Annotated in this window: 21 protein-coding genes and 2 pseudogenes; 18 read left to right on the top strand and 5 right to left on the bottom strand. The window is 67.7% G+C overall.

What is annotated here, in order from left to right; translation table 11 throughout:
- The first annotated feature begins 307 nt into the window (after positions 1 to 307).
- The 4 genes and pseudogenes from QBL25_RS36455 to QBL25_RS36440 all read left to right on the top strand — a co-directional run bounded on the left by QBL25_RS36455 (position 308) and on the right by QBL25_RS36440 (position 5,337).
- A complete protein-coding gene (locus QBL25_RS36455; RefSeq protein WP_409061220.1) occupies positions 308 to 2,068 on the top strand; it encodes an IS1182 family transposase in 1,761 nt (586 codons plus the stop codon).
- A 41-nt stretch (positions 2,069 to 2,109) separates the two neighbouring features.
- Positions 2,110 to 2,780, top strand: a pseudogene (locus tag QBL25_RS36450) (DNA cytosine methyltransferase); the annotation flags it as partial.
- A complete protein-coding gene (locus QBL25_RS36445) occupies positions 2,780 to 3,895 on the top strand; it encodes a DnaB-like helicase N-terminal domain-containing protein (protein ID WP_409061219.1) in 1,116 nt (371 codons plus the stop codon). The pseudogene QBL25_RS36450 and the gene QBL25_RS36445, both read left to right, overlap by 1 nt.
- Before the next feature lie 62 nt (positions 3,896 to 3,957).
- Positions 3,958 to 5,337 carry a DUF317 domain-containing protein gene (locus QBL25_RS36440; protein WP_409061218.1) on the top strand — a complete coding sequence of 460 codons (1,380 nt, stop codon included), beginning with the start codon at positions 3,958 to 3,960 and terminating at the stop codon, positions 5,335 to 5,337.
- A gap of 173 nt (positions 5,338 to 5,510) precedes the next feature.
- Here the strand turns inward: QBL25_RS36440 and QBL25_RS36435 are convergent, their stop codons facing one another.
- A complete protein-coding gene (locus QBL25_RS36435) occupies positions 5,511 to 6,398 on the bottom strand; it encodes a DUF5655 domain-containing protein (protein WP_409061217.1) in 888 nt (295 codons plus the stop codon).
- Positions 6,399 to 7,415: 1,017 nt separating this feature from the next.
- Between QBL25_RS36435 and QBL25_RS36430 the strand changes: the two genes are divergently transcribed.
- The 11 genes and pseudogenes from QBL25_RS36430 to QBL25_RS36380 all read left to right on the top strand — a co-directional run bounded on the left by QBL25_RS36430 (position 7,416) and on the right by QBL25_RS36380 (position 19,736).
- A complete protein-coding gene (locus tag QBL25_RS36430; protein ID WP_409061216.1) occupies positions 7,416 to 8,237 on the top strand; it encodes a hypothetical protein in 822 nt (273 codons plus the stop codon).
- A 44-nt stretch (positions 8,238 to 8,281) separates the two neighbouring features.
- Positions 8,282 to 9,486, top strand: a protein-coding gene (locus QBL25_RS36425) for an IS3 family transposase (RefSeq protein ID WP_409054872.1) whose coding sequence is annotated in 2 segments (ribosomal slippage) — positions 8,282 to 8,573 and positions 8,573 to 9,486 — 1,206 coding nt in all. Because the reading frame shifts where the segments join, the coding sequence is not laid out codon by codon here.
- Between the two features lie 66 nt (positions 9,487 to 9,552).
- Entirely contained in the window at positions 9,553 to 10,011 is a 459-nt protein-coding gene (locus QBL25_RS36420; protein WP_409061215.1) for a hypothetical protein, read from the top strand.
- A complete protein-coding gene (locus QBL25_RS36415) occupies positions 9,998 to 10,588 on the top strand; it encodes a hypothetical protein (protein ID WP_409061214.1) in 591 nt (196 codons plus the stop codon). Before QBL25_RS36420 ends, QBL25_RS36415 begins: the two co-directional genes overlap by 14 nt.
- Entirely contained in the window at positions 10,581 to 11,234 is a 654-nt protein-coding gene (locus QBL25_RS36410) for a hypothetical protein (protein WP_409061213.1), read from the top strand. The genes QBL25_RS36415 and QBL25_RS36410 overlap by 8 nt, the downstream gene beginning before the upstream one ends.
- Positions 11,231 to 14,329: a hypothetical protein gene (locus QBL25_RS36405; RefSeq protein WP_409061212.1), complete on the top strand. Its 3,099-nt coding sequence runs from the start codon at positions 11,231 to 11,233 to the stop codon at positions 14,327 to 14,329. Before QBL25_RS36410 ends, QBL25_RS36405 begins: the two co-directional genes overlap by 4 nt.
- Positions 14,330 to 14,331: 2 nt before the next feature.
- A complete protein-coding gene (locus QBL25_RS36400) occupies positions 14,332 to 15,690 on the top strand; it encodes a DUF2399 domain-containing protein (RefSeq protein ID WP_409062908.1) in 1,359 nt (452 codons plus the stop codon).
- Between the two features lie 23 nt (positions 15,691 to 15,713).
- Positions 15,714 to 16,799 carry a hypothetical protein gene (locus QBL25_RS36395; RefSeq protein ID WP_409061211.1) on the top strand — a complete coding sequence of 362 codons (1,086 nt, stop codon included), beginning with the start codon at positions 15,714 to 15,716 and terminating at the stop codon, positions 16,797 to 16,799.
- An 835-nt stretch (positions 16,800 to 17,634) separates the two neighbouring features.
- A complete protein-coding gene (locus QBL25_RS36390; protein WP_409061210.1) occupies positions 17,635 to 17,994 on the top strand; it encodes a phosphotyrosine protein phosphatase in 360 nt (119 codons plus the stop codon).
- A gap of 9 nt (positions 17,995 to 18,003) precedes the next feature.
- Positions 18,004 to 18,254: pseudogene (locus QBL25_RS36385) on the top strand (NAD(P)/FAD-dependent oxidoreductase); the annotation flags it as partial.
- A 243-nt stretch (positions 18,255 to 18,497) separates the two neighbouring features.
- Positions 18,498 to 19,736, top strand: coding sequence for a PP2C family protein-serine/threonine phosphatase (locus tag QBL25_RS36380; RefSeq protein ID WP_409062907.1), 1,239 nt, complete (start codon positions 18,498 to 18,500; stop codon positions 19,734 to 19,736).
- 177 nt (positions 19,737 to 19,913) lie between these two features.
- Here the strand turns inward: QBL25_RS36380 and QBL25_RS36375 are convergent, their stop codons facing one another.
- Together QBL25_RS36375 and trhA are read right to left on the bottom strand one after the other, a co-directional pair.
- Complete coding sequence (locus tag QBL25_RS36375) at positions 19,914 to 20,252, bottom strand: MerR family transcriptional regulator (protein WP_409061209.1); 339 nt, start codon at positions 20,250 to 20,252, stop codon at positions 19,914 to 19,916.
- A 1,046-nt stretch (positions 20,253 to 21,298) separates the two neighbouring features.
- A complete protein-coding gene (trhA, locus tag QBL25_RS36370; RefSeq protein ID WP_409062906.1) occupies positions 21,299 to 21,952 on the bottom strand; it encodes a PAQR family membrane homeostasis protein TrhA in 654 nt (217 codons plus the stop codon).
- 398 nt (positions 21,953 to 22,350) lie between these two features.
- Between trhA and QBL25_RS36365 the strand changes: the two genes are divergently transcribed.
- Positions 22,351 to 22,911: a hypothetical protein gene (locus QBL25_RS36365; RefSeq protein ID WP_409061208.1), complete on the top strand. Its 561-nt coding sequence runs from the start codon at positions 22,351 to 22,353 to the stop codon at positions 22,909 to 22,911.
- A 410-nt stretch (positions 22,912 to 23,321) separates the two neighbouring features.
- Here the strand turns inward: QBL25_RS36365 and QBL25_RS36360 are convergent, their stop codons facing one another.
- Both QBL25_RS36360 and QBL25_RS36355 read right to left on the bottom strand, forming a co-directional pair.
- A complete protein-coding gene (locus QBL25_RS36360; protein ID WP_019072426.1) occupies positions 23,322 to 23,525 on the bottom strand; it encodes a cold-shock protein in 204 nt (67 codons plus the stop codon).
- 232 nt (positions 23,526 to 23,757) lie between these two features.
- Complete coding sequence (locus QBL25_RS36355) at positions 23,758 to 24,069, bottom strand: MerR family transcriptional regulator (RefSeq protein WP_409061207.1); 312 nt, start codon at positions 24,067 to 24,069, stop codon at positions 23,758 to 23,760.
- A gap of 1,217 nt (positions 24,070 to 25,286) precedes the next feature.
- Here QBL25_RS36355 and QBL25_RS36350 point away from each other — a divergent pair.
- Together QBL25_RS36350 and QBL25_RS36345 are read left to right on the top strand one after the other, a co-directional pair.
- Positions 25,287 to 25,679, top strand: coding sequence for an ATP-binding protein (locus QBL25_RS36350; protein ID WP_409061206.1), 393 nt, complete (start codon positions 25,287 to 25,289; stop codon positions 25,677 to 25,679).
- A 54-nt stretch (positions 25,680 to 25,733) separates the two neighbouring features.
- Entirely contained in the window at positions 25,734 to 26,093 is a 360-nt protein-coding gene (locus QBL25_RS36345; RefSeq protein WP_409061205.1) for a hypothetical protein, read from the top strand.
- Positions 26,094 to 26,183: the final 90 nt, after the last annotated feature.

The following is a 26,183-nucleotide window of genomic DNA, read 5'->3' as shown; positions in this document are numbered from 1 at the left end:
GAGGTGACCTCTCGTCATGCGTCGCACGGCGTTTCGCCGCGGGCGCGGGACAACGTCAGCGACGCTACAAGTCAGGGCCGGTGGGCGAATCGGGCGGGCAATCCGTTGTTTTCCGCCGGAGGCGTCGTACGCCCGCTCCGCCGCGGCCTCCCTGGTGTCGGCGTACACGTGAACGTGGCTCTGGCTTGCGGATGCTGTTGGTGATCTTTGCTGCGGTCGGTGAAGCGATGCGGTCTGCTGTTCACGGGCCGCGTCGTTGTGCTGCTCTGGTTTGAGCGGGGCAGAGCGAGCGGTGGGGGTGGCCGCGATGGCGATGGGTTCGGTACCGGGCCGGGCGATCCCGGCCTTGACGGTACGGATGGCTCGGGCCAGCAATCCGCGGGGCACGGCGGCGATGTGGGTACGGGATCGGTTGGACGAGCTGTTCACCGACGCGGACTTCGGGGAGTGGTATCCGGCCGATGGCCGGCGAGGTCTGTCTCCGGCCCGTCTGCCTATGGTCTCGGTGCTGCAGTACGCGGAGAACCTGTCGGACCGGGCGGCGGCCGAGGCGGTGAGGTGCCGCCTGGACTGGAAATACTGCCTGGGCATGGAGTTGGACGATCCCGGCTTCGATTTCTCGGTGCTCAGCGAGTTCCGGGACCGGATGGCTCAGGGCGACCGCGCGGACCGGCTACTGGCCGTGATGGTCGACCATCTGGTGGCGGCCGGCCTGGTCAAGCGGCACGGGCGGATGCGGACCGACTCCACTCATGTACTGGCCGCAGTGCGGAAGTTGAACCGGGTGGAGCTGGTCGCCGAGACGCTGAGGGCTGCTCTGGAGGAACTCGCCTCCGCGGACGACGAGTGGCTTGCGCCGCTGGTCAGCGCGGGGTGGGCGGAACGCTACGGGCGCACCGCCCGCTATGACCGGCTGCCCAGGACAAAGGAGAAGTTGGCCGCCCATGTGCTGCAGGTCGGCAAGGACGGCATGCGGCTGCTCCACTCGCTCTATCGTGACGATGCCCCACTCCGGCTGCGGATGCTCCCGCAGGTGCAGGTGTTGCGGCAGGTGTGGGTCCAGCAGTACTTCTGCGACGCGGACGGACAGTTGGGCTGGCGTGGTCCGAAGGACAGCCATGACCGGCTCAGCCGCCGCAGTGCCCCGCGCCGCCTGGACGGTCCGGGCGAGGGCAGCCCCGGCATCGGCTCGGCACGGGTGCCCTGGTCGAGCACGGAGATCGTCACCCCGCACGATGCCGAGGCCCGCTTCGCCCACCGGCCCGGCAAGGCGGCCTGGATCGGATACAAAGATCATCAGACGGAGACCTGTGATGCCGAGAGGCCGAACGTCATCATCCACGTGGCCACCCAGACGGCCCCTGAACAGGACGTCTCCATGCTGGAGCCGATCTATGACGCGCTGGCGCGGCAGTGTCTGCTGCCCGCTGAGCACTTGGTCGATGCCGGCTACGTCACCCCGGCGACCATGTTGCGAGCCACCACCGCCTACGGCGTCACCGTGCTCGGCCCGGTCCGCCCGGGCTCTCCACGCCTGCGCCGCCCCGGATTCGACAAGAAGGACTTCCACATCGACTGGGACCAGCACACCGCGACCTGCCCGCGCGGCGCGACCAGCCCGCCCTGGAATGACACCGCGATCGACGGCCAGCCGGGCCACTCGGTGCTCTTTCCCCGAGCTGCCTGCCGAACCTGCGAGGACCGACTGTCCTGCACAGGCAACACCGGAGGCCGCGGACGCCACCTCCTCCTCATGCCGCGCCCACTACAGGAAGTCCAGAACAAGGCCCGCGCCGACCAGGAAACCCCTGAATGGCGCGCCCGTTACGCACTCCGATCAGGCTGCGAGGCCACCGTCTCCGAGACCGTCCACGCCCACGGCCTACGACACTGCCGCTACCGCGGACAGGCGAAAGTGCATGTCCAGCACGTCCTCACCGCCGCCGGAACCAACATCATCCGCCTCAGCGACTGGTTCCCACCGGGCACCACCCCCGCCGGGCCCCCACGACCACTCACCCAGTTTCAACGCCTCTGTCAGGGCATCACGCTCCCGCACGCCAGCTGACCCGGCGAAGATCACCAACAGCATCCGCTTGTATGAGCCAGGAACCGCACCCATCGCTGTTCGGGCCGGGCCGCGCCCGCTGGGTCAGCATGGCCGAAGCCCTGGGATGGGGCGCTACCGACCGCCCCGTCCCCACCATCTGCGCCGGCGGCGGACCCGGCGGCGGCCCCGAACCCTTCCCCTCAGGCTCCCGCAAGACGCTGTCCGACGCCCGGGCACGCGGGACCTGGATGCCCCGCCCGGACGGAGTAGCCCCATCGTCCCGCCGCCAAGGAGCCGGACGGGCGGCCCGGCACCGCACCCGTGAGAACCGCGATGCCAGCGCCCCGGCGCCGACGTCCACCGCCGAGGCCCATCGCTGGGCCTGGTCCCTGCGCAGCAACAACCAGGTCAACGCCACCATCCGGTCCATCCATGAGCCGGCGGCCACGCTCTTCTTCGGACACCGCGCGAACGAGTGCACCTGGGTCGCCGACCCAGCCTCGGCGCCCCCGGAATCCACAGACGCACCGACAGAGCCGGAGCCGATCCGGATCACCGCCCGCGAGGCGGGCATCCTGCAGACGTTCCCGCCGACTACCCCTGGGCCGGCAACAAAGGCCAGGTCTTCGGCCAGATCGGCAACGCCGTGCCCCCGCTACTGGCCGGCCACCTCCTCGCCCCACACCTCGGCGTCGCCCTCGACCCCAACGACTTCACCCTCGCCGCCTGATGTCCCTCACCCCCGAACCCGACGAAGACCACCTCGACGCGATTGCGCCGCCGCAGCCCGTGCTCCACGTCGAGCAAGCCCTCCTCGGCGCCCTCCTCCTCGAACCACACCGCCTCGGCGACGTGACCGGCATCGCCGCCGACTCCTTCTCCACCGCCGTGCATACCGCCCTGTACGCCGCGATCAGCACCCTGCCGCCACCCGACCCAGCCGAGCACGCGGCGAACACCAACTGGCTCGACCAAGTGCTCGCCACGGGACGTGAGCAGGCACGCGGACTGACCGCCACCTACCTGCACACCCTTATCCAGATCTGCCCCTGGCCACAGCACGCACCGGCCTACGCGCGCATGATCGAGGCCGAGTGCGCCCGCCGCCGCTTGCAGAGGGCCGCCGAACACCTCGTCCAGATCGTCCACGATGTCTCCCTCCCCCACCCCGTCCAGACGGTGCTCGCCGAGGCCGAAACCCTCGGCGCCCTCGTGGACGACATCGCCAGCCGCTTCCCCCCGCGTGCCGGAGGGCTCCCCCGCACCGCGGCCCCACCGCCCGTCACGCCCGACCGCAGGGAGGCGGTCGAGGAGGAGCAGTGGCTGCTCGCAACCGCCACCGCCCACCCCACAGACATCGATACCGTCCCGTGGCTGCTCCCCGACGACTTCACCCTGCCGCTACACGCCGGCCTGTGGCAGTGTCTGACCGCCCTCGCGCGGCGCCGCGAGGCCGTGGACCCCGTCACCGTGCTGTGGGAGGCCCAACAGCACGGCCTTCTAGGCGCCGGAAGTGACCCCGGCGACGTGCTCTGCCTGCTGGCCGAACCGACCGGCTCCCTGGAGTACCGGGGCGAGCGCACCCTGCAGCGCTCCCTCCTGGCCACCGCCGATCAGGCTGGCCGGCGCATCGAGGCGTACGCCGCCGACCCGGCCAACACCCCCTTCCAGCTCGTCGTCGGCGCCCGCCGCTCCCTCGCCGACATCGCCGCCGTCCGCACCCGCTGGCAGCACGCCACCAAACCGGCCCCCACCCAACCTCAGCGACCCGCGCCCCCCGCACGCGCCGGTCCACCGACCACCACGGCCGCGCTCACGACCCGTGCCGGGCGAGCCACCCGATAGACCCGCATACGCCGGTGGCCGGACCCGAAGATCCGGCCACCGGCAGAAGAAGGCGACACTCCGTGACACCCACACACCCCATCGACGCCAGCGTCCGCCTCGACGTCCACCCCACTCATTCCAGCGCCGTGACCGCCACCCTGACCGGCGCCCAGGCCCGCATCACCCGCGTAGGTCTGGAGGCGGCCGACTGGACCGTCGTAGCCGACAACGTCCTGGTCCTGGTTCGCATCGACCATGAGGAGCCCTACTGGGCGCAGGACGCAGCCCAGCATCTGGCCGCCGAGGGAATCACCATCGAGATCACCCCTCAACTCCAGGAGGCCATGGACGAGGAGTGGACCTGGGCCAACTACCCGATGCCCTGGTGCAGCCGCAGCGAGATCCGCGAGGTCTCCAACGACGCCCAGAAGATCCACGACGACATCCGCCACGGCCAGCTCCTCATCCACGCCCACGCCCACGACGGGCACACCACCGTCGCGGTCGGCACCTATCTCACCCCCGGCGGCAAGTCCGTCTACCTTCACGGCGAGGACCACCTGCGCCAGGTCGCCGACACCTTCGACTCACCCGCCCAAGCCTTGCTCGCCTTCGACAAGGTCCACGCGGCTGCGATGCGACCCGGCCCGGCGCCCCTGACCGACACCGAACACGCCGCCATCGAGGCCCGTTCCGTCTTCGACGTGACCGCGGCCAAGTCCGAACCCTCCCACCCGGAGCCAGAGACCGTCCCCCTCTACCTAGCCGATGCCGACGACCACGACGCCCTCCTGGACACCTTCCTCACATCGCACGGCGAGTTCGAGCGATGGCGGACGTGGTCCGACGAGACGACCCACGCCATCCACGAGTCCCAGACCCTGCGCATCGAACGCGTCCACGAGGCCCCCGCCCACGAGACCGCGTGGACCGTGGCCGCCTACGAGACCCCCGTCTCCGAGCGCATGTGGGTCCTCACCGCTACCGCCGCCACCCCCGCCCCGGTACTGGAGGAGCTGCTGAACCACCTCGCCGACGGCGACGGCTGGGACACCACCATCGGCGCCCCCGTGAACGAGAAGATGGTCAGCGCGGCCACACAGCCGCTCTCCGACGCCAGCTGGAAGCACACCGTGGACGGGCGCTGGATCCGCTGGACTGCCCCCGCCGGGGACGCAGGCGTCCAGTTCGACGCCTTCACCGCCCAGCACCACCCGGGCCAGAACCTGTCCACCTGGACAGTCTGGGCTGGCCCCGACCCGGACCGGCCCACCTGGACCCTCACCGCCTCCCCGCACACCCCGAGTTCGCTGCTGGCCGACCTCTCCGAGACCCTCGCCCTCGACACCGGCCTGCGCCGCCCTCAGACCGCCGGCACCGGACACACAACGAGCCTCCTCACCAGCCCGGCGGCCACCCCGACGGTCACGGCCAACGCGACTGCCAGCCGCTCACGCTGATCATCGGCACGCAAGAGCGAGGGAACATAGCGCGGGATCGCCGGTTAGCCAAACCGGCGACCCCGCGCACAATTGATAGTCCACCGCCACGCCCCACCCGCACGTCGAAAGGCATCACCCTCACGACCACAGAGCAGCCACGAAGCGGCCATGGCCAAGAGACCAGCAGGCGATCACGCCGCCGCGTAGCTCGCCCGGAACAGATCGTGCGCCCGCTCCACGTCCCTCGGCGTACGAAGCTGCACCTCCAGATCACCCGTCCCGTGGTGACCGAGACCCGACACGTCCCGGGTGAAACCCGGTACCAGGTCGACGTTCCTCGGGTCGACCTTGAGGTAGACCAGCAGCTTGCTGCGCTGCGGCGGGCACAGGCAGGCGAAGTTCCGCAGCCGCTGATACGCCCGGTACTGCTTGCGCTCCACGCGGTTCACGCCGTCCCCGAGCCCGAGCAGGACCTCGTCGACCGCGCCCGCCAGTTCCACCATCGCCGCACCCTGGACGTCAGCCGCCACCCTCGCAACCGCTTTGCGGCGCCTCCGACGGGCCACCTGCATGCCGCTGCTCACGGACGCCACGGTCTCCAGGCCGAGCAGGTCACTGCCGAAGAGTCGGTAGCGGACCAGGTCGATCGAGCGCCGGTGCTCGCGCACGGCGTGTACGTCGTAGCGCGTGAAGTCACCAGCGATGCAAATCAGGCGCGGCCCGCTCCACAGGACTTGGCACGTGGCCGCCGCTCCGAGCCGGTCACGGACCAGGCGCTCGAACTCGGCCCGGTGGTCCATCAGCCACGCCAGGTAGAACAGGCCCTGGTGGATGACGCCGACATCGACGCCCCGCTTGTACTCGACGATGACCGGCGATCCGTTCTCGTCCAGGCCGAGCGAATCGATCCGGCCCCCGTGTACCGGTCCGGTGCTGTATTCGCCCGCCAGGAACCGGACGCCCAACAACGTCTCCATGTGCGCCTCGACAAGGCTCTGCACATCCGCCTCGACATCAGCAAGACGCGGCATGACCTCGGTCACGCCGCCTTTTGTGTTGAACAGCTTCAGGCCCGACACCTTCCCCTCCTCGGCTCAGAGATCGTCAACGCCGAGTGGGCAGAGGTTTGTTTCCGCGAACGACTTTGGGGCCGTGAAGAAGGTATGTGCATGGGCCGCTCGACCGTGCTCAATTACCCTTCCCCAAAGGTGCCGCCGCAGGACCCTCCGGGGGCCTCGCCGGTATCCAGCACCGTGCGGGTGACGAGGGGTGATGACAGGTGGCGGGGGATCAGATTATCCAGCACGGGAAAAGACAAAGGGTCCAACTCTGGGGAGTCGGACCCTTCTTGAACTGCATGTTTGCCAGATCGGCGACGTGGTGCCAGGCCACCCGCTCCCGTGCCGCGTGCTCCAGATCAGCCGTGGAACGCGCGTAGTCACCGCCTCCCTACTCCGCGTGCTCCGAAGCGGAGAGCCCGAGTACAACCGGGCTGACGCCTAGCGCTCCCCCGCCCTCATTTGAAGAAGCCCCAGCCCGAGCACGGCGGACCTCCGTCTAGCGCTGACTGGCCACCATCAGCCGGCCCATCGCCTGGCTACGCACCCGCCTAGCACCGCCCTTCGCCCACGCGCCGCGGGAACCCAACCTTGCCGTGTCGACCTTGACACCCGGGGACACACACCACCGCAGCCCCTGGAGGGCACCCGGTAACCCGGCTGATCTCCTCACTCGGGCTGCCCCGTAGGTGAGACCGGCTGGCTGGCTGCCGAGCAGGTCAAAGGCCAGATCGACTGGAAGTGCGCCCTGTCGCTGGAGCTGGAAGGCCCCGGCTTCGACTTCTCACCACTGAGACCGTCAGGCTCTACGACGGCAAGGCGACCCGGCTCGAAGACACGAGGCGGCTGCGGAAATGCTGGTCCTCACCATGCAGCCCGCAGGCGGCCGTCGGCACCGATGCCCTCGCAGGCGCCGTAAACAGCTGGGTCAGTTGATTCTTGACATTCATTTGCGCCTTTGGCCACAGCTGGTGGGTCAACAGCGGAGCGAGGACGATGCTGCAGGAGGCCCTTCATACAAGGGCGAGGGTGAGTCCCATGAGCGATATCGGCGAGGACGAGTCGGGCCGCTGGTTGAGCGGCGAGCAGCAGACCACCAACTTACGGACATACGTGGCTGCTGTCGCACGGCACAGCGGCGCCACGGTAACTGACCGACTGCATGTGCAGATGACTCGTGATATCGCGGCAGGGTTTGCCGCACGGGGCGCACGCGGCGGCACGACGAAGGCACAGGTGTGGGGGTGGATCACTCAGGACGGCCCCCCTGCCTACGGGCTTGAGGAGTTCGAGGCCCGGTGGGAAGTCTTCGAAAGCGAGGGCCTCATCCGCCCCTACCGGTCCAAGAAGCACCAACAGCGTCATTCCTTCCACCCTTTGGGCACGGTCTTCTTGATGGTCTGCGACCGGCTAGAGAGCCGGGGCGGGATCGATGAGCTGATCATTCTCCTGGATCGCACCCAGGCTCTGCTCGACGAGGAACACCCAGACCGGGACTCGGTCGCGCACAACATCATCTTCTGCCAATGGGCATTCTCGACCTTTGCGGTACAGCTGGAGGCGCTGGTCCTCGACGGCAGCATGAGGGAACTGATTGATGACCACCAGCAGTACAACCACCAGGACTTGGAGCGCAGAGTCCAGCGACTGAACCGGGAGGTAACACGGCTCTTCCCGAAAGACTTCGACCTGGGTCACAAAGCGGTGGCCATGCTGGAGTCGCAGCAGCGATACACGCACTGGGTCGAGCAGGCGCTGCTGCGTGTACTCGACCATGCTGGGCGATCACTGGACTTTGACGTCCTGTCCGCTGAGAGCTACCTGACGGCAGCGAAGAAGGGCCTTGACCCCGGATCTTGAACACACGAGACACTGGATCCTGCGGATCTGAGAACGGACATCTCGTGGTCATGAAGAACTACCCGCCGCAGTTCAAGGCGGACGCGGTCGCGCTGTACGAGTCGCGGCCGGAAGCGACGATCAGGTCGGTCGCCGCCGATCTGGGGATCAACCCGGAGACCCTGCGGAACTGGGTGAGGGCAGCCGGGGTGAGCCGTCCCCGGGGACGGCGGACGCAGGAACCGGCCCTGCCGCCGGCCCCGCTGGAGGCGGAGAACGCCGCCTTGCGGAAGAAGGTCCGTGAGCTGGAGGAGGAACGGGAGATCCTGCGCAAAGCGGCGAAGTATTTCGCCGGGGAGACGCGCTGGTGAACCGCTTCCAGTGTGTCGCCGACCTCCAGCGCCGTCACGGCGTGAAGCGGCTCTGCAGCATTCTCGGCGTCAGCCGCTCGAGCTTCTACTACTGGCGCCGGACAGCTGCGGACCGGGCCGCCCGGCAGATGGCCGACGCCCGCCTGGCCGCCCGGATACGGGCGGTGCACCAGGAATCGGACGGCACCTATGGAGCCCCGAGGATCACCGCCGAGCTCCGCGAGGAGAACGGTGAGTCGGTCAACCACAAGCGTGTCGCCCGGATCATGCGAGCGTCGGGGATCGAAGGGGTCCGGTTGCGCCGCAGGCACCGCACCACCGTCTCTGATCCGGCAGCGGTCAAGGCGCCGGACCTGATCGGCCGCGACTTCACCGCGGACAGGCCGAACACGAAGTACGTCGGCGACATCACTTACCTGCCCATCGAGGGCGGGAAGTTCTGTTACCTGGCGACCGTCATCGACCTCGCATCACGCCGTCTGGCCGGCTGGGCGATTGCCGACCACATGCGCGCTGACCTCGTCACCGACGCCCTGGCCGCGGCGATCCGCACCCGCGGCAGTCTCGCCGGATCGATCATGCACACCGACCACGGAGCTCAGTACACGAGCAGGATTTTCGCCGAAGCCTGCAGGTCAGCAGGGGTTCGGCGAAGCATGAGCGCGGTCGGGTCCAGCGCGGACAACGCCCTCGCCGAGTCCTTCAACGCGACCTTCAAACGCGAGACCCTGCAGGGACGAAAGGGCTGGGCAGACGAGCGTGAGGCGCGACTCGACGCCTTCCGGTGGCTCCACCGCTACAACACCCGACGCCGACACTCCCGCCTCGGGCAACGATCACCGATCGCCTTCGAAAACGCCCTCCACCTCACACCAACTACGCTGACACCAGCCGCATAACCCGTGTTCAGGAATCGGGGTCAAGGCCCGAAGGCTCCGCTTGAACGGCTGGCTGAAGCCGCGGGCGTGCTGGTGGTCGATGCGCCACAAGTATGGCTGGATGCCGGTGCCGTGATCGATACGTTGGACGAGTTCGCACCGCGCCACCGGGTGCGCTATCGCCCGCCAATGCCCACGGGGACACCGGAGCGTGACCCTTTCGGTGCAGCGGCGGCTCGTACGCAACGCGAACGCACGCGGCGTACGCGGGCTGCCGAGCGTCTGCTCCTGGAGCGGGACAGGGCCGAGGTGACAGAGGAGCTGCGTCGCTCGCGTTGGCCGCGGGCCGCCCGCATGCTGGCGGACCTGATCATGCTGGATGCCGATCCTCACGCTCCGTTCCGGGTGCAGATCGGCGACCAGTTGATCGTCGACCGCGACGCGTGGGTGACGTATCTCCACCCAGTCACCGTGTATCGCACCGTCCCTCCTACGGTGCTGGAACCGCAGGGCCTCCCGGTGGGAGGGCACCGTGAAGAGTCCTGACGCTGTCCTGATCCTCGCGGCAGCACGCGCCGACGGCATCGTTGGACCCACGGGCCTCCCGCCCCAACTGTTGGCCCTGGCCGACCGGACGGCCCGTGTGGCGGGGCGACTGCTGGTGGAGTGCGACGGCCCTTGGCCGACCCCGGTCGGCACTGCGGGACGGCCAGGGGAGTTGGGCCGCGCCTTGGTGCTCGGCTGGGCGGATTCTCCCGTGCCCGAAGAGCTGGGGACCTATCCGATCGCCCGGCTCACCGCCACCCAGACCATCACCTTCGCGCTTTGTCTCGCACGGGCCTGGCCCGACCTGCACCTGCCTCCCTACCCGGGCTGCCCGTTCACCCGGGCCGAGATAGCCGATTCCGCCGGCGATATCGGCATGGACCGGAAGTGGGTCAAGGGCGCCCTCGACGGTGAACTGCGGTTGCTGCTGCTCGTCGTGAGTGACGGGACCCGCTTGCGACTGGGCCCGGCGGTGGCAGCACTGCCTGCCACCTTCACCGAGACGATGCGCCGCTTCCACGACCAGCTGCCGGGCGTCGGGCTCGGCTCGGAGGTCCGGGAGGACTACGATGAATGAGGTACCGCTCTCCGATCTCGACGAGGCGCGTGTGTGCTCCGCCATCGCCGCGGTAGAGACTGCGGACGGGCTGGTCCCCAGCGAGCCGTTTCCCGCCCTGCAGTCCGATGCCCTGCGGGCGGTTGTGGCCCGCAGGCTGGCCGGGCTCGGGCGCGTACTGCTGATCCGCGAGGCGCACGGCCGAACCGGGTACACCAGCGGCTACGAAGACAGCGTGGCTGCCCGCTTGGCCGGGGAAGGCATCGGTGTTTTGCCGCCCGTCGACCGCGCGGTTCTGATCATGGTGCTGCTGCGCACCGTCGCAGCACCCAGGGCAAGAGGCGAGCATCGCTCGGCCTCCTGGCTCGCCGACGGCCCCGGCACCAGCACCGACGAGCTGTACACCAACCCGTACGCCACCTACGAGCAACTCCGGCCAGCGATACGCCGCCTCAAAGCACGCCGGCTGCTGCGAGAAGGCTTCCACCGCAGTCTGCTCCCGGGGCCGGCATTGCTGCGGCTGACCGATAAACAGTCCGCTCGGCTATGGGAGGACCTGGTCCTGGTCGCCGAGCCCGACTCGATGTACTCGCGGGCAATCCGCCGACGCCGCCAGGAACAGACACCACCTGCCCAGGTCCGCCCCCGAGGGGAGGTTGAGCCATGACACGCCCGTTCCCGTCGGCTACGGAACAACCCTCGGACGATGTTCCCGTCAGCCTGGGCATCATCGGCGACCGGCAACTGCTGTGCGTCCAGACCTTTGACATCGCCCGGCATACGTCTGCTGCGGTGGGGCTCATTCCCGGATGCTTCGCCGCCGTGTCCGGCAAGGGACCCGACGATTCGAACGAGTCGGGAAAGACGAGCTGGCTGGCGGCAGTCGCGCTGCTGTTGGGCGATCCGGAATGGCGGATGCACAGCAGCGGGCCAGCCGCCGTTGCAGACCTGCTCTTCGAACCGCGGACCGCAGGCATCGGAGCACGGGGGTACGCCCCTGCGACAACCGGCTATGTCGCTGGACTCTTCGCGGACCCGGACGATGTCCCGGCCACGGCCCACACCGTATGGGTGAAGCTCTCCGCCACACCTACCTATGTCGAGGTAAGGCACGCCCCTGGGGTCTGTCTCGCCACCGCCCCGGACGACATCGAACGCCATGACGAAGCCGTCGGTCTGTACCGGAACCTCCCGTCCACGTCGGCGCTGGGCGCCACCCAGTACGCCACCGCACTGTACGGACCTGTCCCTCGCTGCCTGGCCTTCTTGACCTCCCGGGGGAAGCGCCGTGGCGGGCCGTCCCTCCTCAAGCTCGACACCGGCTTGTTCACCCCGGCCGGGATCGGCGCCGCTCTGATCGAACTCACCGGCCGTGGCACCCTCCTGGACACGGACGCGTCCCTGAGCCGCGATCTGAGCCAGGCGGAAGGCGACCTTGAGACCACACGCCACGATGACATCGAGAGCCACACTGACGAGGAGCGGGTCCTTCGCACCCTGAGTCAGCGAAACACTGCCCGTGAGGAGCTCACCCACGCGCAAGTGCTCTGGGCCCTGCACTACGCCCGCAGACTGCTCGATGCCCTGGAGCGCACCGATCACCTGCAATCCGAATCGAACGAGCATGCCGATGCCCTCGCAGATGCCAGGCGCGACCGGCAGGAAGCGAGAGCAGCGGAACAAGCTGTGGAGGATCCCGCACAGCTTGTGCAACTGCTCCAAGAGGCTAGCGAGGCCAAGCAGGAAGCCGAGCGGCAACTCGGCAAGGTGCGCGCTGATGCGGGTGCTGAACGCCACCGGCTCGGATCTTTGAATCAGTTACTGCGGAAGGCACAGGAGACCGCAGCCGGGGTACGAGGCAACCTGGAAGACGCCCGTCGCGAGTCGCTTGCCGCCTGCCAGCAGGTCATCGCCGCAGAGGCCCGCCTCACCAACGCGGACCACATTCAACAGACAGCCCAGCACGACCTCGCAGACGCAGAAGAGGGCCGCTACGGCGCCGCCGGAAAGACCATCAACATCTTGCACGACGCTGGTCTCACCGCCGCCGGCCTACTGGATGGCCTCGATCTGCCTGCCGAGACGCGCCACGACTGGGAGGCCCGGCTGACCCTGTACCGCGACGCCGTATGCATCGCCCGGACAGACATCCCCGCTGCCCGTACGGCCCTGGCCGGCCAACCCGGTGCGGTGCTCCTTGCCGTACCGGAAATGGCAGGACCGGAACACGCGTCGGTCCGCGGGTTCCTGGACACTCTCGCCACGCGCCTGCACCTGGAGCACACGCCTGACACTGCAGTCGATGACGCCCTTGGCCTGTACGTACTGGGTGGGTTCACGGAGCCGATCACCGGCCGCATCGCTTTCCTCGCCCGCCTGCGGGCCGCCGTGGAGCTCGCTGAACAGTCCCTGTCCCTCGCTCGTCAGCAGCGCGACGAAGCAGTTGCTGCCCAGGAGCACAGTGAAGACCTCGTCCGGCGCCTCGAAGCCAGCGTCCGTGCCGCCGAGCTGCGCTCGCGCCGACAGGAGGTCGAACGCGAACTCGCGGTGCTGCAACAGCGCGTGGCAGAGTGCGAGCTCTCTCTGCGCGATGCGGACACCGCCTGGAGGGACGCCGGTATCGCGCAGGCCACCATCGAGTACCAGCGCGGCCAGGCCAAGAACGCGGTCGAGCAGGCCAAGGCTAGCGAAGAACGCGCGGCCAAAGAGCATGAAGACGTCCAGAAGCAGATCGATGAACTCGACATCAGCTACTGGCAAGAACACGGTCGCGACCGTGACACCGCGCTGCGGGCGCTCCACTGGACCACCGCATCACCCGATCACGGGCCAGAGGCAGAACGCCGAACCGAGAGCAGACTGCGCCAGCACGCCGGCCACCACCTTGAGCGCGCGCTCGATGCTGTCGGTGTCGACACCGAAACCGGTGCAGGCGCCCCCACCGCCGAACTCGAAGACACCGTCCGGCTCCGTGACAATCCGGCCGACGACACCGGAAGCCGGCGCTTCGCCGACGCCACGGCTTTCGAGGCCCCTGCTCAGGCCCTGCAGGACTGGCTGGACCGCTTTGCCGACTCGGACGCGTCTGCGGCCGACCGGATCCGGCAGGAACGCGCCGACCGTGCCGACCGCATCGCCTTCGGCGAACAGACCACAGCGGCGCTCCGCGAGAGCCTGCGCACCATGCAGGGCGGCATTGCCCTGCGTCTCGACCAAGCCCTGCAGGACATCGAAGACGCGCTGGCTGAACTCAACAGGAAGGCTGGCCTGTACGGCGTCGAGCTACGCCGCACCCTCATCCCGCCGCCCAGCCTTCAGGACATGTGGCGCTGCGAGGTGACACCGTACTGGCGGCGGACCCCGAACGGCCATCTGCTGCCCTACGACAACGTCACCAACTCGGCCCAAGAGAAGCTCTTCTCGATCCACCTGGTGCTGGCAGCGCTTCTCGCCTCACCGCACCCGCGCGGTCGACTGCTCATTCTGGACGAGCTTGGCGACTCCCTCGGCTCTCACCATCGCCAAGAGGTCCTCAGCGCGCTTGCACGCAGCGCGCACGAGCACGGCATCACCGTCCTGGGCACCTGTCAGGAATCCCTCTTCGACGACGCGGCCGAGCACTGCGGAGAACTTCTGTACTTCTCCTATCCCAGCCACACTGACGCCCTCAACGCCCCCACCCGGATGTTCGGCTATGACCGCCACGGCGACCGCGTCGAACTGACCATGGAGATCTTGCTCGCCGGGCGGAGCTGGTGGTGACCATGCAGCCGCCCCGCCCGGAAGTCCGCTCTTCCAACACCCCACCCGGTCTGGTCTGCCGCGCCGTCGTCCCCACCCGTCGCCAAGACGATGGCACCCACCGCGCCATCATGGCTTCCACGACTGGCCTGCCACGCTATTCAGAGGTCGATCTTGAAGCCGGTGCACCGGTGATGGCACTGGACGCTTCAGCCCTTGACGTCCTGGTAAAAGGCGGAGACCGCCGCTTCGTCCTCGAAGGAGCTCACCGCTCCTGGGCCGCGATACAGGGCCGGTACGGCGAGCGCGCGTGGCCCTTGGCCCTCGAACTGGCCCGTGCTGGGGCCATCGTCATACGCTGCCGGATCACGCGCGACATGGCCCTCGGCCGCCCCCTGCGCTGGTACCGCACCCAGGCCGCAGCACACGCAGCAGAAGGGGAGACTACCGCTAGGAGCGCGCGTCGAACCCGGTTGCGTGCTCAGTCTCAACACGCGCTGGAAGCCTTGGCGGCCCACGGAGGACCCCCTGGACCAGCCGAATCTGATGCCGTTCGGGGACTGACGGACCATGACTTCGAAAGCGTGCTCCTCGCCTTACGCCATGAACTGGACTGCCCCACCCCGGCTCCGAAGCGCACCCGCATCCTCATCGCAGTCGCCCAGGACCTCTGTGACGGCATCGTGCACCCCAATGCCCGCGCCTTCTCGCAAGTCCACACCGGCCACACCAAGACCTGGGACGACGCTCGTTCCGTTCTGGAGGCCAGTGGCGTCACCCGGGCAGTAGTCATCGCGCTGGGGCTGCGACGCGACAGCCGCATCGGAGCCGGCGGGGCCATCACCTGTCGAATAGCCCACGCTCTCCTGAGCCTCGACTTGCTGCGGGGCCCTGTCCTCTTCCGCGCCGAGCAGTCCAACCTGTCCTTCTCCCTCACCGGGGACCGCCTGGTCGTCGTCGAGAACCTGCAGGCCGCCGAGACCCTCTGCGACACCCTCGTCAGCAACACAGCGACCAGGGACATTGGGATCGTCTACTGCGCCGGCATGCCCAGCACCGCTGTCATCGAGCAGATCTCGACCCTCGCCGACCAAGCAACAAAGATCATCATCGCCCCCGACGCGGACCTCGGCGGCGTCCGGATCGCCACCGCCATCTACCAGAGCATCGCCTCCAGAGCCCAAGCTCGGAGCGTGCTGTGCGACGCAGCATCCACCCACCATGTGCGGCAACGCCCGTGGGCCCCAGACAGCCCGGTCTGGGAAGGGCTCTCTGCCGCCCTGTCCGGGCCGGCGGCAGCGCTCGCTCAGGGCTGCCTCGATCGTGGCTACCCCGTCGAGCAAGAGGCTCCCATCGTCCAAAGCGTCCTGTGCCACCTCTGAAACCCGCCCGGAAGAGATACCTCATGCGCGACATCGACCACGACTACAGCGACCTCACCTTGACGATCACCCTCACTGGACGGGCGGCACACGATCTGCGCCGGCGCCGCGACATCACTGGGATGACCGGCGAAGCCGTTGCTGAAGAGGCAGTCTCCGACGGAGTGCGACACAGCACCTACAACGCCCTGTACCGCAACCGTGTCGAGCACATCACCACTCTTGATGGCTGGGCCAAGAAGCTGGCCGACATCGCTCTGGCGCTTGGGGCCATGCCCCGCATCGACGCGGCTGCCATTGTGGCCGGTGCCGAGGACCAATTCGGGGCCAACCTTCTCGATAATGTACGCGCGGTCAACTTCCAACGCTTAAAGGACATGTGGTCCGGCGTCACCATCGGATGGGGCGAGAGGGAAAACGGTTCCATCGGCCCGCTGGAACCCGCCAAACTCCCCGTCGAGATCACCCCCGATCAGCACGACGCCCTGGAGCGGATCGGACACCCAGGCACCATCAGCCAAGGTGCGGCAAGGGCTCTCTCACTCGGGATCCCTCAACTCGACCCGACCCCAGGCAAGGTCTTCGATTCACGACGCCAGCGTCGCATGACCGCCGTTATCACTCGGGGCGACATCGGCGTCTTCCGCGCCCTCTGCGTAGAAACTGAGACCTGGGGCGAAGGCGAAACCGAACACGAAGCCTTCGCCACCCTCCACGAACGCACTACTGAACACGTCAACCGGCAACCTGAAGTGCTCGACCGGTGGCCCCTCATCGACCCATTCGAACTCAGCATCAAGGGCCGCCCCATACGCCTGGCTGCAGTGCTAGACAAAACCGAGACTGGCCGATGGACCGGCAGAGAACCACTGACCCGGATCGCAACGGGGCCACACCCCACCCGTCACGCCGCCATCCAGGCGCTTCAACAGGAAGTCAAAGCCCACGCCGAACTTGAGGGACTGCCTGCCGAGATCAACATGCTCCCGATCGATATCGCTTGCCCCCAGGAATGGCTGAAGAAGCAAGAAGCGCAGCGCCTGAAGTCCCCGAGCCCCGAGATTCAGCAGGCTGCTTATCGCAGGTTCTACAGGGAATCGGAACAGTGACGTTGGAAGCAGTCTGCTGATGTCGCCTCGTCCGCATCCTTTCTCGGCGACGCACCAGGGAAGAACATCCGCGCCAAGGGGCGGCACCGTATCAGCGGATCCCCGGTTACCGAAACCGGGGATGCCGCCGCGTCCTTTGAACACGACGGCGGCCCCGGAATCAACCAACAGCGTCCGGATACTCCGCGGGGGCTTCTGCTTGTCACGTGTGTCACGCATCTGTCACAGCCCCTATGAGCGGGGTCCTGACTGTAGCTGTTTGACCAGGTGGAAGACCTACCGGGCCGATTCACGGCTCCCCACTTCCTGGGCTACTTCAGTAGATCGCGCTATCCCGCCGCAGTGACCGGGAGCTCGCCGGTGCCAAACACTGTCCCCATCACAGAGAGCACCGCAGCCACATGGGCATCCCAGTGCGTGTCCACTCCCAACACCCCCCCCCGCAGCGCGACGACGGTTCTGCGGAGCAGGCGACGTATCGGACAAGGCCGAACTGGAACCGGACATGCCCGGTCCGATAGTGCGTCGCGTTGCCGGTACCGGGCCGCGTCAGGCAGTCAGAATCGTGAGGGCGCCACAACCATCGACAGGCCCCTAATCCGTGGTGAAGGTGGTTCCGGAGGCGGGCGGTGGGCCTGGGACGGCACCTACCCATCCTCCCGCCCGCCACCGCACCCCCACCCAGAAATACTGAGCATGCTCAGTCCCAACTCGTGGGACATCCCGTATCTGACTCCGGCCGATCACGATGCAGCGCAGAGACCGATAACTCGGTTCAGGTTGCTTCACAACCGGCCTCCTGTTCGTCTGCAGCCACAACGCCGGACGCTCGCAGATGGCCGCCACGCTCCTGGCTCACCGCGCCGGAGACCGGGTCACGGTGTCCTCCGCAGGTACGACCCTGTCCGGTGAGGTGGAGCGGGGCGTCGCCCAGGCCCTGGTCGAAGCGGGCATCGACCTCGCCGACGCCTACCCAGAGCCGCTGACCGACGAGGTCGTCCAGGCCGCCGACATCGTCACCACGATGGGCTGCGGCGACGCCTGCCCGATCTTCCCCGGCAAGAAGTACCTCGACTGGGCACTGGAAGACCCTGCTGGCCGCCAGGGCGTCGAAGCCATGCGCCCCATCCGCGACGAGATCAAGACCCGCGTCGAAGCCCTCATCGCCGAGATCGACGCCCAGCAGAATGCGTGAGCACGATGACTGAGGGGGACGTCATACGCGAGGTCATCGATACCCGCCGGATATACCGCCGCCCTCTACACCGCCCGCGCCAACCTGAAGCCCCAGCTCTCCGGCAGCTCAATCTTCGTGGGCGGCTCACTGACCACGCCCCCCTAGGTCGAGAACTTCCCCGGCTCCCCCGAGGGCGTCGAGGCCCGGTCCTCATAGAGAACATGCGGGCCCAGGCCAAGTGCTTCGACGCCGAGATGGTCGACGACGTCGTCGAAGTGGCCCGGCAGCCAGCGAGGGCACGGGCCCGTGTCTGTGTCTGTGTCTGTGTCCGGCAGACGTGCCGTTCAGTGGCCCTGTAGTGCAATATCATCTGCCCGGCAGCGACACTGTCCCAGCGCCCACCGCAGGAATGAGCCCCTGAACGCCGCGAGCAGCGAGGAGTCATCGTGACCGAATACGGGCCTGACGCGGACGGTGGGCCGACCACTCGTAGTCCCGAGAGCGTGGGTGGCCGCAGGGCACTGACGTTGGCGGAGGCGCTGGCGGCGGCGGAGACCGCTGCGCCCGTGGAATCACTCGACGTGGTCGCGCACACGCTCAAGGAGCGCCTCGGGGCCGCGTCGGTGTCGTTTCTCATCACCGATTTCACCGGCAGCTCGGTCGTACGGCTAGGGGTGGCGGGCAGCGTTGAGACTGGTGAGCCCGCCCGCCGCATCAGGCTGCGGGGCTCCCTGTACGACGACGTGATCCGCACCCAGCGGCCGTATGTGGAGGCCAAAGCCGGGGGCGCACTGGCACGGGTCGTCGCCCCGGTGACCAACCGCGGGGACGCCATCGGACTCCTCGAACTGTTCCTGCCCTCGGCACCGGACGCGGAGGTGATGCGGGAGATCGGCGAGACCGCGCACGCGCTGGCGTACATCGTCATCGCGAACCGGTCCTACACCGACGTGTACCAGTGGGGACGGCGCACCACCCCACTGAGCCTGGCCGCGGAGATCCAGCACCGGCTACTCCCCGCGTCGCTGGCGTGCGAGGCGGCGCAATTCGCGGTCGCCGGCGCGCTGGAGCCCGCCGACCACGTCGGAGGTGACACCTTCGACTACGTCGTCGACCGGGACACCATGCAGCTTTCCGTCACCGACGCCATGGGGCACGACGTCGGCGCCGCGCTGCTGGCCACCCTCCTGGTCGGCGCCCTGCGCCGGGCGCGGCGGGCCGGTGCCGACCTCGCCGAACAGGCTTGCCAGGCCGACCAGGCCGTGCGCGAGCACGGCGGCCAGAGCTATGTCACCGGTCAGCTGCTTCGTATCAGCCTGGTCGACGGCAAGAGCGAGTTCATCAACGCAGGGCACCCCTGGCCGCTGCGCATGCGGGACGGGCAGGTGCAGGAGATCACTCCGGAGGTCGACATGCCGTTCGGCTTCCAGGTCCCCCACGCCTACCGGGTTCAGTCGCTGGACCTGCGCCCTGGTGACCGGCTGGTGATGCTCACCGACGGCATGCTGGAGCGCAACGCCGACAGCCTCGATCTGTCGGACCTGATCGTGCGCACCCGCGCATTGCATCCCCGCGAGGCCGCCCACACCCTGATCGCGGCAATTGTCGACGTCAACGACGGCCACCTGCATGACGACGCGACCGTCATGTGCCTGGACTGGCACGGCACCGGCCACTCCCGGCGCGACGCCGACACCGGCGCCGACCTCGCCGACGCCTCCGCGCCGTCGCGAACGGAAAGGTCCACTCCTGGTCGGTGACTTGAAGAGTGCTCCGATACCCCGCCAGGCGGTGTCGTCAAGAGTCACGCCCACATCAGTAGTGCTGCGAGGGTGACAGCTGCCAGGGGCGGTTGAAGATCCGTTCCATGCCGGCCAACGCACCCGCCGACACCGATTACGCCTAAGCCGGGAAGCCGCGCGTCTCCGCCTTCTCATTCAGCCTGTGGTCGCCGGGTTTACTGATCCGGTGGTGCGGCGGTGTTCGGCGTTGATGCGCTGGGCTTCTTCGAGTTGGTCTTCGAGGATGACGATGCGGCAGGCGGCCTCGATGGGGGTGCCCTGGTCGACCAGCTCGCGGGCGCGGGCGGCGATGCGCAGCTGGTAGCGGGAGTAACGGCGGTGGCCGCCCGCGGAGCGCAGTGGAGTGATCAGGCGGGCCTCGCCGATGGCGCGCAGGAAGCCCTGGGTGGTGCCGAGCATCTCGGCGGCCCGGCCCATGGTGTAGGCGGGGTAATCGTCGTCATCGAGACGGCTGAACGAGTCGTCTGCTGTCATCTTCACCTCTCTGGAACACGCGTGGAGGGGCCCAGGTGCGGTACTGGCACCCGGGCCCCGAAGGAACTGCTACACCATCTGCCGGCCCTCTTACTGCACCGGCCTGCTGTTTCCGCTGACCCGACCTGGAAGTCGTCGGGCTTGCGGGGATCGCGGTTGCTTGACCGGAGACCACCTCACTATCGATGTCCTGCGGTACCCGGACTCAACATTCCGTCCGGGCGATCCTGATGGCGCCTCGCTCCTCCGTTCTTCCCTCTTGGATCACTTGCTCTCTTACGGAACTGCGTACTGCTTATCTCGCGAACTGCATGGCCATGCTGGTGACCTGAGTAAGCGCCACGCTTCGGCAGCCAGCCCCATCGCCTCTCCTGCATCCGCTCTGGCTTAGAACCCCACTGCCGAACTTCCCGGCGCGCGCGCCCGCAGCCGACGCCTTCACCAAGGTGCTGCTCACTTGATTTCACTGCTGGGTACTGCGAACTGCACTTGCGTGAACTGTGAACTGCTCACGGCGGCCCCTGATCACTGCGAGCCACCCGGTCCGGTCGTCAGTCCCGTCGCCGTCCTGCAACAACCCTGGCTTCGGAACTCCACCACCGCACCGTCCTGCGTACTGCACCTACGGGTACTGCTGCCCGGCAGTTCGTCTCTGCCAGACTCTGCTCGATCTCGGCTACGAGAGAAACCATAGCCACACTGCCACCCAATGTCTACTCTGACCAAGGGAGATTTTCGTGTGTTCAACAGTGAGGCATTCAACCTCGTACAGCGGGGATCGGACGGTGCAAGCCACTGTCCGACGCATCTCGAAGCGGCCCACACCGACGTCGCCGTCCTTCAGATGTCTCGGGGGTATCTCCGGGCCAGACGGAGCGCATTCTCTATGGACCCGGCGCATCATGACGGCTCCTCATAGGCGCCCTTGTCGGGCAGCATCGCCCCCGCGACGGGCGAGGGTGACCACCCCACCGACGACCCGAGGGCTGCTGCGCTAGTCAGCTCCGGCCGCCCTCTGGCCCCGCCGCAGGCACAGGCCGAGCCAGTCAGTAAGCAGCCAGGGAAATGGCGGTGTAGTGCGCCGCGAAAGCTGCCACAGTCAGCGCGTGGAAGACCTCGTGGAAGCCGAACCAGCGGGGTGAGGGGTCGGGCCGCTGGAGGGCGTAGACCACCGCGCCCGCGCTGTAGAGGAGACCGCCGGCCACGATCAGGACGAGTACGGCCACTCCGCCGGTGTGCAGGAAGTCGAGCAGGTAGCGCACCGGCGCCCACCCCAGGATCAGGTAGCACGGGGTGTACAGCCAGCGCGGGGCTGCGACCCACAGGACCCGGAAGGCGATGCCGGCCAATGCGCCCGCCCATACGATCCACAGCAGCACGGGCCGCTGGTCCGGCGGGAGAAGGAGCACGGCCAGGGGGGTGCAGGTGCCGGCGATGATCAGGAAGATGTTGGCGTGGTCGAGGCGCCGCAGAAGAGCCTCGCCGATCGGTCCCCAGGTGCCGCGGTGGTAGATGGCGCTCGTTGCGAACAGCAGCAAGGCGGTGACCGAGTACACGGCGCAGGCCAGGACCGCCTGTGGAGTGCGGGCCAGGCAGGTGAGTACGACGCCTGCGATCAGCGCGGCGGGGACCATTCCGGCATGGAGCCAGCCACGCAGCCTCGGCTTGATCGGTTCGATCAGGTCGGCCGCCCGCTCCACCACAGCAGCAACCGGGTGCGCCTCACCGCCCGACTCGTTCCCTTGTGATGTGCAAGGCAGCCCGTCGTCACGGCGTTCTCGACGTGCTGAGGCGAGGTGACCGCACTCGACTTCAGCGGCGTCGCGGGACACAGCTTCCCGCCCTCCCCCGGGCTCCTGGGCGTCAGTGGCAACCATGCAGTCATGCTAGGAGATCTCACCCGGACAGGATCATGGGAGGCCGGCCCCCAGCCTCTGGCCCACGTCGCCGGTCAGGGGCTGCTCCGCCACCGTGTGAACCACATCCCCGCTGGCACTGCGGCCAATTGGGCCTTCCAAACCGAGTAGATCGGCCGGTCATGGGAACGATCAGGGCTTCCGAACGAGTATCTCCGCCCGTCTACGCGCAAGGATCGCCGATGCTTCCTGAGGTCCGCCTCCACCTGTCCACCCCCCTCGCGCTGCAGCTGGAACACCAGTTGGGACTGGCTTCGCGTCTCGAAGCCAGCCATCTTGATGTGGAGGGCGTCGCCAGCGTCGCAGTCGTCGCAGCGGCCCACTCCGGTGGCTATGCGGCCACCGGTCATCTCCTCGGGCTGCTGGCCGCGCTGCCTTCCCCCACGAAGGAGGGAGAGCCCTTCTGGTCGGACCTGTGGAGGTCTTCGGGCACCGCATACCTGCTACCGGTCAATATCAAGGCACTGGTGCTGCGTTCCCTGGAGGGAGAAGGAACCGCCCTGGCCCGACAGATCCTCTCGGCCGTCGACGAGATGACCCCTTCCCAGCGCGTCGCGGCAGGCGAGGTGATCGGTCAGGCTCTAGCCGAGTCCGACCATTTTCCCGACCTCAAGACACAGGTCATCGGAGAACTGTGGCTCAGAGATCTCGAACTCACCGCCTGGCGCGTCCTGCATGCGGACCGCAGGTCAGACGATTTTGCTGGACGGAAAGCCTTCCTCGACGCCTGGACCAGAGTCTGATCGTCTGTTCCCTCCGCGCTGCACGACATCCGCACAGGGCGCGGGGCGCCCGCACCGGGACGACATGCGACAGCCCCGGCCTCGTGCCCCGGCATATCGGTCTCGGTGTCCCTGCCGCTTCCGAGCAACAACCTGAGGCGGCCGACAAGCTGCGCGCCGGCAACCGGACCGTGGCCTCCCGCCCGGCCGATCGGCAAAATCGTACATCGCCGACCAAGGCCGCCCCCAGGCCCGCCTCAACGGATCAGGGCCGCGCAGCCATTGCTGCGCGGCCCTGATCCTGCTTACCAGGAGTCCTGTCGACGCCCGGCGTGGCAACGGGTCCCATGGTCCGGCTGAAAGGACGCCCGCACGGGGCTGCGGCAGTCACCGGACGTGGAGGGCACGAGCCCTCGGGTGAGGCCGAGCGGTCAGGCGGGGTTGATGTTCTCGGCCTGCGGACCCTTCTGGCCCTGGGTGACGTCGAACGTCACGGCCTGGCCCTCCTGGAGCTCACGAAAGCCGGAGGAGTTGATCGCGGAGTAGTGCGCGAAGACATCCGGGCCGCCACCGTCCTGAGCGATGAAGCCGAAACCCTTCTCCGCGTTGAACCACTTCACAGTCCCCGTAGCCATAGTCATGCCTTCCAGTCGATGAATGCCTTCCACTCCATGTGGGAGGCAGAGGTGATCGCCCTGGTTCCTGCGGCACAACACAGCAAAATGCCCACGCCAAAGAGCGTGGGCAAAGGGGAATTCCGAACCACGACAGCTGACGCAGACGCTACACGCCCGCACTCCACGTCACCATAGAAATGATCACTCCGCACACCGGGATCGTGCCTGCCGGCGCCGGCGGATGCTCACCTCAGGCCGCAGCCGGTGTGCCGGCGTTGATGCGCTGGGCTTCTTCGAGTTGGTCTTCGAGGATGACGATGCGGCAGGCGGCCTCGATGGGGGTGCCCTGGTCGACGAGTTCCCTGGCGCGGGCGGCGATGCGCAGTTGGTAGCGGGAGTAGCGGCGGTGGCCGCCCTCGGAGCGCAGCGGGGTGATCAGGCGGGCTTCGCCGATGGCGCGCAGGAAGCCCAGGGTGGTGCCGAGCATCTCGGCGGCCCGGCCCATGGTGTAGGCGGGGTAATCGTCGTCATCGAGACGGCCGAACGAAGCGTCTGCTGTCATCTCGCCTCTCTGTGGAACATGTGGAGGGGCCCTGGTGTCGTACTGACACCAGGGCCCCGAAGGAACTGCTACACCATCTACCGGCCCTAGTGTTGCGCCGGCCTACTTGTTCCGCAGACCCACCCGGGAGAGGGCGAGGAATGCGGGGATCGCGGATGCGTGACCGGAGACCACCTCGCTATCGATGTCCTGCGGTACCCGGGCTCATCACTTCCGCCCAGGCGATCCTGATGGCGCTCGGCCCCTCCGTTCCCCTCTGGGATCACTTCACTTGCCTACTGCTGATACTGCTCTCCTACGTACTGCTGGTGATGCGAACCACTGGTGGCCTTTTATAGCGCCACGCTTCGGCAGCCAGCCCCGTCGCCTCTCCTGCATCCGCTCTGGCTTAGAACCCCACTGCCGAACCTCCCGGTGCGCGCGTCCGCAGCCGACGCCTTCACCAAGGTGCTGCTCATTTGACTTCACTGCTGGGTACCGCGAACTGCACTTGCTCACCCTGCGGTACTGCTCACGCGGCGGCCCCTGATCACTGCGGGCCACCCGGTCCGGTCGTCAGCCCCGTCGCCGTCCTGCAACAACCCTGGCTTCGGAACTCCACGACCGCACCGTCCTGCGTACTCCACTTACGGGTACTGCTGCCCGGCAGTTCATCTCTGCCAGGCTCTGCTCGATCTCGGCTACGAGAGAAACCATAGCCACACCAACACCCAATGTCTACTCCAGCGGGCATAGATTTCTGTGCGCTCGAATAAGAGGTAACCCACCCTGACTGGTCCATGGATGGTCGACGCAGCGCCGGCGCTCAGGTCCGGCCCGCGAGTGGCCCACGGGCCGCGCAGCCGTCCAGCTTCCTGTGAGGCCGGGACGGTGCCGCAATGCGCAGACTGGAGCTCTGGCAGCTGCCTCAGTACCTCGACGAGGTTCTGCTTCACCGGGCCCGCGGTGACTCTCGAGCCCTCGCCCGCCTGCCTGTTCCCACCCGACCGGTAGCGTCTCCGCGGGTTCGGCCCCACTCGAGCAGGCCGTGGGCCAGCACCGTGACGCGGGCCTGGCACGGGCGCACGGCAGCGTGCCGCCAGCCGCCATGCGTCGGTTGTGGCCGCCTTTTCTCCGGCAAGCACTGTGGCTCGGCGTGCTTGCGGGTGGAGGGGCAGGGCACAGGGATCGGATCGGCAGAGGCCGGGCACGGACGATCAGAGACCGGGGTGACCCTGATGAACATGATGGCCGTCAATGCCACAACCGACCGTTCTGCGACGGCGGTTGCCGACGCACGCGATACGACGCGGGTCTTCCTCGAATGCCTGCGCCAGCCGACTCTGGCCCCTGACGCGGCGGACACCGTGGTCTTGGTCGTGTCTGAACTAGTCACCAACGCCCTGCGTCACGGCGGAGGGCGCTGCACGTGGGACCTGGCAGCGCACCCTGACACCATCGCGGTGGCCGTCCACGACCCCAGTCGGCATGCGCCGCGCATGCGCGCCCCTGACCTGAACGGCGACACCGGGGGCTTCGGCTGGCCCATGGTCAACCGCCTCGCCCGCTCCACCGCGATTACCCGCCTGGCCTCCGGCGGCAAGACTGTGGGCGCCTGTCTTCCCCGGTAGCTCCCCAGCACCGCCGCTCAAGCAGCCGGTCAGCCGACACATACAATCTTGCGCATGTCGAAGCCTGACGAGTTGCTCGTTGACGTCGCAGCCCTGGTGGAATCCGGGCAGAGTAACCAGATGTCCCTGACGGTGGTCACCGGTGGTGCTGTCATCACCGGCCGTCTTGCTCCCGAAGCAGTGTGGAGGCAGAGAGTGTCGGAGGTGCTGACGGATTCGGAGCGCTTGGCAGAGTTCTCCACCGTCTTCAATGTCCCCGCGAAGAACGACGGGCCGCCTACGTATCTGCACTTCCATGTCGCCCGGATCCTGCAGGGCACCGTGGGGATCCCCGAGACGGGCGGGATGTACCGCGTGGCGATCGAAGACATCAGCACCTGGACCGTGGGCGACTTCAGCTACTCCGACCACTGAGCAGCCACTCAGCAAGAACCCGCCGCATGCAGTGTGGGCCCGACCGGCTCGCGCCGGTCGGGCCCACACTGCCGTCCAGGTACAGGCTCG

Source organism: Streptomyces sp. SYP-A7185 (assembly GCF_046103685.1).
GTDB lineage: Bacteria > Actinomycetota > Actinomycetes > Streptomycetales > Streptomycetaceae > Streptomyces.
The sequence above is the reverse complement of the archived record's forward strand: the minus strand, read 5'-3'. Positions and strand labels throughout refer to the sequence as shown.

Excerpts from the sequence above, each read along its gene's own strand:
- QBL25_RS36365 (WP_409061208.1), top strand. The coding sequence starts at position 22,351 with ATGCTTCCTGAGGTCCGCCTCCACCTGTCCACCCCCCTCGCGCTGCAG.
- QBL25_RS36455 (WP_409061220.1), top strand. The coding sequence starts at position 308 with ATGGCGATGGGTTCGGTACCGGGCCGGGCGATCCCGGCCTTGACGGTA.
- QBL25_RS36355 (WP_409061207.1), bottom strand. The coding sequence starts at position 24,069 with ATGACAGCAGACGCTTCGTTCGGCCGTCTCGATGACGACGATTACCCC.
- QBL25_RS36400 (WP_409062908.1), top strand. The coding sequence starts at position 14,332 with ATGCAGCCGCCCCGCCCGGAAGTCCGCTCTTCCAACACCCCACCCGGT.
- QBL25_RS36445 (WP_409061219.1), top strand. The coding sequence starts at position 2,780 with ATGTCCCTCACCCCCGAACCCGACGAAGACCACCTCGACGCGATTGCG.
- QBL25_RS36375 (WP_409061209.1), bottom strand. The coding sequence starts at position 20,252 with ATGACAGCAGACGACTCGTTCAGCCGTCTCGATGACGACGATTACCCC.
- QBL25_RS36430 (WP_409061216.1), top strand. The coding sequence starts at position 7,416 with ATGAGCGATATCGGCGAGGACGAGTCGGGCCGCTGGTTGAGCGGCGAG.
- QBL25_RS36405 (WP_409061212.1), top strand. The coding sequence starts at position 11,231 with ATGACACGCCCGTTCCCGTCGGCTACGGAACAACCCTCGGACGATGTT.
- QBL25_RS36360 (WP_019072426.1), bottom strand. The coding sequence starts at position 23,525 with ATGGCTACGGGGACTGTGAAGTGGTTCAACGCGGAGAAGGGTTTCGGC.
- QBL25_RS36410 (WP_409061213.1), top strand. The coding sequence starts at position 10,581 with ATGAATGAGGTACCGCTCTCCGATCTCGACGAGGCGCGTGTGTGCTCC.
- QBL25_RS36350 (WP_409061206.1), top strand. The coding sequence starts at position 25,287 with ATGAACATGATGGCCGTCAATGCCACAACCGACCGTTCTGCGACGGCG.
- QBL25_RS36345 (WP_409061205.1), top strand. The coding sequence starts at position 25,734 with ATGTCGAAGCCTGACGAGTTGCTCGTTGACGTCGCAGCCCTGGTGGAA.
- QBL25_RS36390 (WP_409061210.1), top strand. The coding sequence starts at position 17,635 with ATGGCCGCCACGCTCCTGGCTCACCGCGCCGGAGACCGGGTCACGGTG.
- QBL25_RS36395 (WP_409061211.1), top strand. The coding sequence starts at position 15,714 with ATGCGCGACATCGACCACGACTACAGCGACCTCACCTTGACGATCACC.